At 59.2% G+C, this 8,222-nt stretch carries 10 protein-coding genes; 1 reads left to right on the forward strand and 9 read right to left on the reverse strand.

Features of this window, described 5'->3' with window-relative positions; all coding sequences use genetic code 11:
* Positions 1–135: 135 nt before the first annotated feature.
* The 9 genes from ACESQ2_RS10775 to ACESQ2_RS10815 form a co-directional block, all read right to left on the reverse strand.
* Positions 136–705, reverse strand: coding sequence for a histidine phosphatase family protein (locus tag ACESQ2_RS10775; RefSeq protein ID WP_373170398.1), 570 nt, complete (start codon positions 703–705; stop codon positions 136–138).
* Positions 706–709: 4 nt separating this feature from the next.
* Complete coding sequence (locus ACESQ2_RS10780; RefSeq protein ID WP_373170400.1) at positions 710–1,465, reverse strand: CbtA family protein; 756 nt, start codon at positions 1,463–1,465, stop codon at positions 710–712.
* Positions 1,466–1,475: 10 nt separating this feature from the next.
* Entirely contained in the window at positions 1,476–1,685 is a 210-nt protein-coding gene (locus ACESQ2_RS10785) for a CbtB-domain containing protein (protein WP_004850884.1), read from the reverse strand.
* Positions 1,682–2,152, reverse strand: a complete 471-nt coding sequence (locus tag ACESQ2_RS10790; protein ID WP_046877572.1) for a nitrile hydratase accessory protein — start codon at positions 2,150–2,152, stop codon at positions 1,682–1,684. The genes ACESQ2_RS10785 and ACESQ2_RS10790 overlap by 4 nt, the downstream gene beginning before the upstream one ends.
* A complete protein-coding gene (gene nthB, locus ACESQ2_RS10795) occupies positions 2,149–2,802 on the reverse strand; it encodes a nitrile hydratase subunit beta (protein ID WP_032719090.1) in 654 nt (217 codons plus the stop codon). Before nthB ends, ACESQ2_RS10790 begins: the two co-directional genes overlap by 4 nt.
* A gap of 15 nt (positions 2,803–2,817) precedes the next feature.
* Entirely contained in the window at positions 2,818–3,426 is a 609-nt protein-coding gene (gene nthA, locus ACESQ2_RS10800) for a nitrile hydratase subunit alpha (protein ID WP_009652266.1), read from the reverse strand.
* A 23-nt stretch (positions 3,427–3,449) separates the two neighbouring features.
* Complete coding sequence (locus ACESQ2_RS10805) at positions 3,450–4,964, reverse strand: amidase (protein WP_224259993.1); 1,515 nt, start codon at positions 4,962–4,964, stop codon at positions 3,450–3,452.
* Positions 4,965–5,099: 135 nt separating this feature from the next.
* Entirely contained in the window at positions 5,100–5,636 is a 537-nt protein-coding gene (locus ACESQ2_RS10810; protein ID WP_224259992.1) for a group 1 truncated hemoglobin, read from the reverse strand.
* Positions 5,637–6,530, reverse strand: coding sequence for a transporter (locus ACESQ2_RS10815; RefSeq protein WP_049070620.1), 894 nt, complete (start codon positions 6,528–6,530; stop codon positions 5,637–5,639).
* Between the two features lie 400 nt (positions 6,531–6,930).
* Between ACESQ2_RS10815 and ACESQ2_RS10820 the strand changes: the two genes are divergently transcribed.
* Complete coding sequence (locus tag ACESQ2_RS10820; protein ID WP_014838485.1) at positions 6,931–7,929, forward strand: AraC family transcriptional regulator; 999 nt, start codon at positions 6,931–6,933, stop codon at positions 7,927–7,929.
* The last annotated feature ends 293 nt before the right edge of the window (positions 7,930–8,222 follow it).

The raw sequence follows: 8,222 nt of genomic DNA on the forward strand, positions 1-8,222 counted from the left end.
CGTTAACTTGAAACCACTGATTCAATATCATCCCCTTGATGAAAGCGTATATGAATGCCACGAGGGGTAGTGTCGGACCTGATTTATGGAAGGGTTAAAAATGTGACAGACGTCCGTCCGCTGGCTGAACGTGGTCTATTCACCATTTATGTGGCTCTTCAATAAACACAAATTCCAGCGTCGTCCGTCGCTGCGCAATTCGATGATGCTCAGCGGGTGGATGTCGATACGCGCGAATGAGTGAAGCGGGGCGCCGAGAACGTCGACGATCGTGGCGCGGATTGCGGCGGCAGGCGCAATGGCACAGTGGCGACCTCGAATATCGACGTGTTTAGCCAGCCAGCTGCCACAGCGCGCCAGCAGCTGAGCACGTGACTCTCCGCCCGGGGGAGCGGCACCCTCCAGCCAGGCCTGGAACGCTTCGGCGTCTTGCATCATCACCTCATGCACTGGCCGACCGGCCCAGATGCCGTAGTCGGGCTCCGCCAGTTCCGTCACTGGCGTACCCTGTAAAGAGAGCGCTGCGGCGGTTTGCCTGGCGGCGGCGTCCGGGGAGAACCAGACGCGGTGATAACGGGCGGCACTGCTTTGTAGCTGGCGCGCCCGTTGCCACTCCCGCGCCTCCAGAGGGTCATCACAGGGAAAGTGTGAACCTCTGGAGGCTGCCGTTTCTCCCTGACAAATCAGCGTTAGCGACGCTCTCATGTTGTTAACCGCGCCGGAAGGCCGGGCGATGTTCGCGTGTCGTCGGCGTGCGTTCGGCTAAAGCACCGAAAGCCACGCCGATGACGCCCCAGAGCACCAGATGCGTGCCGAAGGAACTTATGCGGAAACGCCATAGCAGGTCCGCCGGGAAGTGGTCGGAGACTTCATTCACTGTCGGCATCAGGGCACAAACCACGAGCATCAGCGCCACGGCGAACAGCGTTGCCCACATCATCGCATTCCCTCTGCCGAGGCGCGGCGTGAGCTGATGTGATAACCACGCGGCCGCGATGACGATGCCGATAGAAAGCAGCATCATGACGAAATAGAGCCCGGTACGATAGCCGATGGTCTCCGGGTTGCCGACTGCGGGCGGATTGGGCGGGTATTTCAGACCTGGCATCAGGTTCATTGCCAGGAAGCCGGCCAGCGCCAGGCACAACGCCAGCACACGCGGGTCCGATGGCCCAAAGCGCTGGTAGCTAAAGGCCCACGCCAGCGCCAGACCGCCGCCCAGCGCGGCGCCAAACAGCGCCATGCCGGTCGTCAGGCCAATCCCGGACTGGGTCTGTCGGCTAAACATCTCTTCTTCTTCGCCGTCTGCTGACGCGCCGTGGTGGTGAGCGTGAGCTGACATGCTTTTTTCCAGGCCAATCGCGCGATCGACCTGCGGCTCGCCGAAATGGTGTGCAAAGGCAAATGCCACCATCCCGGCCAGAACGCCGGCCATCATCCCTTTAAATAACAGTTTGCCAATCATTTCCGCCTCCTCAGTGGCAGGGAAAGCCCAGCAGATGACGTGCGTCGTGGAAGAATTCATGCACCTGCGTGCCGGAAAACATCGACGTTGCGCCTTGTTCTGCGCCAACGAAATAGATGGCCAGCAGCGCCAGCAGGGCGGTGAACAGCGCCCAGGGCAGCAGTTTCGCGACAGGAATGGGGGCAGCCGGGGTGTGGGCATTAAGGGTGATATCACTCATGGTGTAACTCCATTATCGATTTTGCTGTTGGTAGCGAGTGCCGGACTCACCGTGACCGGCACGCCCGGCGAAAGGTGATGATGGCTATGTGCCGGCGGGCAACTGGCGTTCGCCAGTACAATCGGCTGGCCGTGGGGCGTGTTGAGGTACGCCTGGCGCCACTCCTGCGTCCGTCGGCTGATTTCATCCGGCACCGTCAGGTTGAGTGCCGTCATCATGTTTTCCATCGCCGCCGTCCACTGACGATAGTAGGCATCATTCGCGCTTTCACCCGGTTGCGCCGGCGCCGCGTTGATCTCTTTACTGAATGTCTGTACCCATTCTGCCCACGGGAACAGCCCGGCCCGGTGGAGATGGACTATCAGGGAGAACGCTTTTGCCTGCCAGGGCTTATCGAACACCGGCCCTTCCTCATCGCGCGGTAACCCGAGGGCGGCGTAATCGTGTTGTGCTACCGTATTATTCATGCTTCCTCCAGATAGTCGTCCCACAGATCGATGAACACTTTGTCAGGGCGCGGCTCTCCCCACAGCGCCTGCGCGGTGAAACTGACGCTGTAAACATGCTGGGGATGTTCGCCCAGCCCGTGCGCCGCAGTATCTGGCGTGATAAACACACCGTGAGCGATCTCTATGCGACCGACTTTATCGCGTGCGTAGCGTGGCAGGCGGGTATGGGTGGTCGGGTTGAAATTTTTCGTTCGTACCCAATCGCCCACCCGGAAGCGGGGCGCAACATCGTGACTGACCCGAGCAGACCCGCCGGTGCTGACCACCATCGACACCATCTCCTGCGTCAGCACAGGTGTGCCAGGCTTGCAGGGGGCAGGCTTCGCGCCACCCCACAGTTCTTCAACGGTGATCGCTCCCTTTGCCAGCAGCAGCGTTTCGAATGCATGCAGCCAGTGCTCGTAGTAGCTCGACTGCAGATATTCGGTCGGCGCCATACGTTCGATGGCGTGGCGAAATTCATCGACGTTAAAGTGTCCGCCGACGAACAACGAGGCGAACAGAGGAAATACCCGGCGTTCCCACTCATGATGGAAATAGGGCTCGTTTTCCTCGGTAGGGATCGGGCCAAGGCCGTGCATCCCCCCCAGATCATGTATCCCGTTCATGGTTTTCTCCTTTCGTTATGGTGCGCTAACCACACCGGTGCCAATCATCGAATCACGCGTGATGAGTTCGCTCAACTGCGCTTCGCTCCAGCCTTCCGTGCCTGCCGGACGTTCTGGCAGGACCAGATAGCGCAGCTCGGCGCTGCTGTCCCAGACGCGAATCTCTTTGTTTTCTGGTATGTGTAACCCGAACTCGGCGAGAACGCCGCGCGGGTCGATGACGATACGCGAACGATAGGGCGCTGATTTGTACCACACCGGCGGCAGACCCAGTACCGGCCAGGGGTAGCAGGAACACAGCGTACAAACGGTGACGTTGTGCACGTCCGGCGTGTTCTCCACGACCAGCATGTCTTCGCCCTGTATTCCGGAGAAACCCAGTTCAGCAATAGCGGCAGTGGCGTTTTCCATCAGTCGACGTTTGTATTCCGGGTCGCTCCACGCTCTGGCGACAACCTGTGCGCCGTTTCGGGGGCCGACTTTGTGCTCGTAGGTGTCAATCAGCTCATCCAGCGCAGCCGGGTCGATCAGGCCTTTTTCCTGCAGCAGGGATTCCAGTGCGCGGACGCGTAGCTCGATATCAACGGGGGGTTGGGTATGGTCGTGGTCGTGTTTATGGCTCATTTTAGGCTTCCCGAGAGTTAAGGTTAAAACGTCCGCCAGTCACCGCAGGCTTCGAAAGCGGCGGCGGCCTGATAGAGCGTGTTTTCAGCGTAATGACGTCCTACCAGCATCATGCCAACCGGAAGTCCGTCGACCATGCCACAGGGGATAGACATGGCCGGGTGACCGGTGATGTCCTGCGCAGCGGTGTTACCGATCATTTCGAAAGCGCGCGAGATGTATTCGGTGATGGAGCAGTCCGGGCCTGGTATTGGCTGAGCGAGCACAGGCACGGTAGGCATCACCAGCAGATCGAAATCGCTCAGGGCCCGGTCGTAGCCGGCGCGGGCCCGACGCGCGATATTCTGCGCTCTGGCGTAGTAGCGACCGTTATAGCGCTCCAGCCCATACTGGCCGACGAACATGCAAACTTTGAGCGACGGGGAGAGGGCATCCGCGCTGTCGCGCCATTGCGCGTGTTTGTCCAGCAGGCTGACGTCGTACTGGCCTTCCCAGTTAAAACCCATGCCGTTGCCGTGCATCATCTGGGCGGTCAGACCTTCGCAGCCGATAGGCGACCAAAGCGCGCCCGCCAGATTGTGTTCCGGCACGGAAATTTCGCTAACAATGGCGCCCAGTGCTTGCAGGCGGGCGATGGCGTCCCGCACCTTCGTTTCTACCTGCGGGTCCATATTCGGCAACTGGAATCCCTCGGTCAGAATGCCGATTTTCAGGCCGCGCACACCTTTTCCGAGGGCGGCGGTATAGCTCTCTACAACGGGCGCGTACTGACGCGGGTCAAGCCCGTCACTTCCGGCGATGATTTCCAGCATCAGCGCGTTGTCGCGCACGTTGGCGGTGATGGGACCGGCGTGGTCGATGGTCGCCTCAATCGGCATGATGCCCGTGTAAGGCACCAGACCGTGGGTCGGTTTCATGCCGTAGGTACCACAGAAGGCGGAAGGGATACGGATGGAACCGCCCTGATCGCAGCCTATCGCCATGTCCACTTCGCCAGCCGCCACCAGTGCGGCGCTGCCGGAGGACGAACCGCCGGAGGAATAGCCATGACGATGGGGATTGTGCACCGGGGCCGGGTCGGAAGTGTGGCTGCCGCCGGAGAGGCAGAAGTGCTCGCAGGTGGCTTTGCCGAGAATCGTCGCCCCGGCATCCAGCAGGCGGGTGGCCACGGTCGCGTCGTAGGATGGGACGAAACCTTCGAGCGTGGAGGCGCCGTTCATCATCGGTACGCCGGCGAGCGAGACATTGTCTTTCAGAGCGATGGTCCGCCCGGCCAGCGCGCCAGTCGCTGCCCCTTTTACCTCCGTTTTGTAATACCAGGCATTAAGCGGATTGTCCTCGCCAGTCGGACGATAGCCGGCGGCGCGCGGATAGCGGACCTCCGGGATATCGTCGGGAAGGGAGTCGATCAGATCGTAGGCGTCGAAGTTAGCCTGCATCACCGCCAGATATTCCTCGGCCTGCGCCGGCGTCAGGCTGATATGCAGCCGACTGGCAAGCTCCTGGAGTTGTTCGGCAGTGGGACGTTGAATAGCCATGTTGTTTCCTTTTTTCTGTGTTTGCTCATGCGCCTGTCTTGAACATAAGCCCGGAATGCCATCCTGACTTGGTTATCCGGGTCAGTCGCTTGGCTGAAATGGACACCCGCGCAGCCTGCGGGTGTCCGTAAGGTGTTAAGACGGCTTATCGGCTTTAGGCCAGTGGATACCGACACTTTTCATACCTTTGGTCACGTCCATATCCGGATGTGAGAGCACCACGTCGCGATACGAAGGACTGCCGATGACCGCGGGCTTGAATTGAGTCAGGAAAGCGGTGACCTCTTCACGAATATCCTGCGGCACATTGAAGTTTTCGTAACACTCGTCGATAGACTCGAATACGGCTTTCCAGTGCACCTCGGTCAGCCCCATGCCGCGGTGCGCGGTCACCATATCTCGTCCCCGATAGACGGTGTTGCCACCCCAGTGCTTGCACAAGAAATCAACGAAGTTGATATGCTCTTTCTGAAATGAAGACTCGGACACGTGCGCCCAGATATGGCCGATGTCGGGATGCTTCATACAGGTCTTCAACACTTCGCCTGCGAAGGCGTAGACGGCGTCATATCCGCCGAGACGTTCATAGAGAGACGGCTTTTGCTGCTGTTCGCTCATGGTGGATTTCTCCGTAAGATGTGAGTGGAAGGGGGTGCATTGGTCTCTGTTCAATCAGAACAGTTTCATCACGCGCAGGGTGGTGTGGAGATCTTCCTTAAAACCGCCATCGACGTTGATGTCGCGTTGGAGCAAGCCCTGCACTTGCACCGTGGGGGTGATGAATTTCGACAATTCCAGCCTTACCTGATCCGAACGCGTCGCTTGTCCGTTTTCGACGCCGTCGATCTGCTGCTTACCGCCCCACAATTTGGCGTAACCGGCGGAGACGGTCCAGGTGGTGTCTGCGGGCGGCGTCCAGCTTACCCAGCCCTGAAATTGATAGGTGTTGTCTTGTTTGAGGCGGCCGGTGCCGATGCCCGTGGCATCGTCGTTGTCGCCATACCACATCGCATCAGCAGACAGCTGCGTGGCAAAACCGTTACCAAGCTGCTGCACGCCGCCAAGCTGCAGATCGAACTTCCAGCGGTTCTCACCGACGTTGAGCGTGCGCCCGGCATCGTAGGAACCGGCAGGGACGTACAGGTAGGGCACGAGGGCGAAGGTGGTGCTGGGGTTGTTCACCAGCCAGACCGGGGCGGCCAGAATGGGGTCGCCCAGGCCGCTGGCGGAATCGAGGCGGGCACCGCCCAGGGAGCCGTTATAAAGACGTCCGTAGGGCATCAGCACCTGCGGCGCGACCGTGAAGCCCCCCACATCCATATAGTGGACGTAACGAAAGATGCTGACGAAGGAGTCCAGCCCGGAGCCTTGCTTAATTTCGTCGCCACCTGTGGGGGTAAAGCTGTCTCGCGTGGCGTAGGTGAAATACGCCAGAATGGCATCGGTACCGGCAGGAGCCGGGATGAGATCCTGTGAGTTGAGATCGACCGCATGGGCCGGGATCGTCGCCAGCCAGAGTGTGCAGGCGACCAGGCTGATACGAGATGTGGTGCCACTAACAGTCATAACGTTACCCTCATGTCTGATATCTCTTGTTTATTTCCCGGTACCAACGTGGCCGGAAGACCTTACGGTTACAGATATTAGGGAGAAATTTGCTGCGTACTTGTTTCATAAGGACAGTCGTTTGGCTGGCAGGGACAACGGGCGGGCAGGCTGAAAAGGCCCATAGCGTGATGCTCCGTCATAGCGCAGATGTGCACACCTTGAGTGCGGTTCTCGCTTTTTCGACGCCATTCGCGACGTGGGACGCCTGGCGCATCGACGGAGCGTCAGCGATATTTCCACTGCCTTAGCGCGGATGCGAGTGAGAGCTGGAGGGACATCTGAGTGCTGGCACGATAGTTGCTGTCTGTGAACCCGTGTCTGTTATTGATGCGGGAATTAAGGTGCGAGGTGAGCAATTATGAATAGCATCATGCCGTCTGCGGTCTGCTCCCACTATTCGACCATTGGCGTTGCCGAGTCGCGCCGCTTCGAGTATTGGAACGACGTGGTGTTGCGTCACTGCATTCCGGCCGCCAGCGTGCCCATGGCTGGGGTCGACTTTGACGCCCGGCTTGCGGTACGCGGGGTGGGGATGGTGGATATCTGTTCGTTGTCCGCGCCGTTGCACCGCTGGGAACGCACCGCACGTTATCTGAGGCAGGGGCCAGACGACGATCTGTGGCTGGGCTATATGCAAGGCGGGTACGGCCAGCTTGAACAGGGAGGGCGCAAGGCGGCGCTGGCGGCGGATAGTCTGGTGTTATACGACGCCGCGCAGACGTTCAGTTTCAGCCTGGGTGGGGGCGATAATCACCTGGTGCGGATCCCGCGGCATCTGCTGAGTTGTCGTTTGCCGAGGATTGAAACGCTCACCGCTATGGTACTGGATGACAGTCGGCCCGGCGTGATTCCACTGCGTGAAATGCTGCGTCAGGCGACAGCGATGCCCGCGTGTCTGGACAACCCAGATATTTCTGGCCGTTTCTCCCAGACGATGCTGGATCTGCTGGTGCTGAGTCTGGAATTGCAGGATCTGGATAACGTGAGTGCTGAGCGCGATCTGTACGCCAGGATGATGATTTACATTCGGCGGCAGCTTGTCGATCCAGATTTGAACATTGAGAGCCTGGCTCGGGCGCACCATGTTTCCATTCGCACCGTCACGCGTGCTTTCGCCCGCCACAAAAAAACGCCGATGGCCGTGATTTGGCAGGAGAGGCTGCGAGCGAGCCGAGAGGCCCTCGAACGCGGACGAGTCAGTAGCGTGTCCCAGGCGGCGCTGGATTTCGGCTTCTCTGATTTCTCTCATTTCAGCCACGCCTTCCGCAAAGCCTTTGGCATCTCGCCTCGCTCATTATTGCCCAAAGAGCAGCAGGGAGCGACGCCATCGAACAGGCACACCGGGTCAGACTCCTGAGTCTGCGCGGTATGAGTGCGAGCTGCGCGTGACGGACGGCGCTCCCAGGCGTTGCGGCGACAGGTGGATGACACGATGGCGTTAGTGTTTTAGCGACGGGAAATGATTTGAATATCCCGGCTTAGCGCGGGGTAAGGTAAGGGTATGGGGGCGCATTGCGGCAGACTCGGCTTCTTTAATTGCATTTAACATAATATACATTATGCGCACTAATGTTGTAATGGCTCAATAGTAATGTCCGCCTGTGGCTCAATTCAGATGTCCGCGCTATGGTAAGCTTCACTGGTCCGTTT

It is taken from the genome of Klebsiella sp. Q11, from assembly GCF_964241505.1.
Classification (GTDB): domain Bacteria; phylum Pseudomonadota; class Gammaproteobacteria; order Enterobacterales; family Enterobacteriaceae; genus Klebsiella; species Klebsiella michiganensis.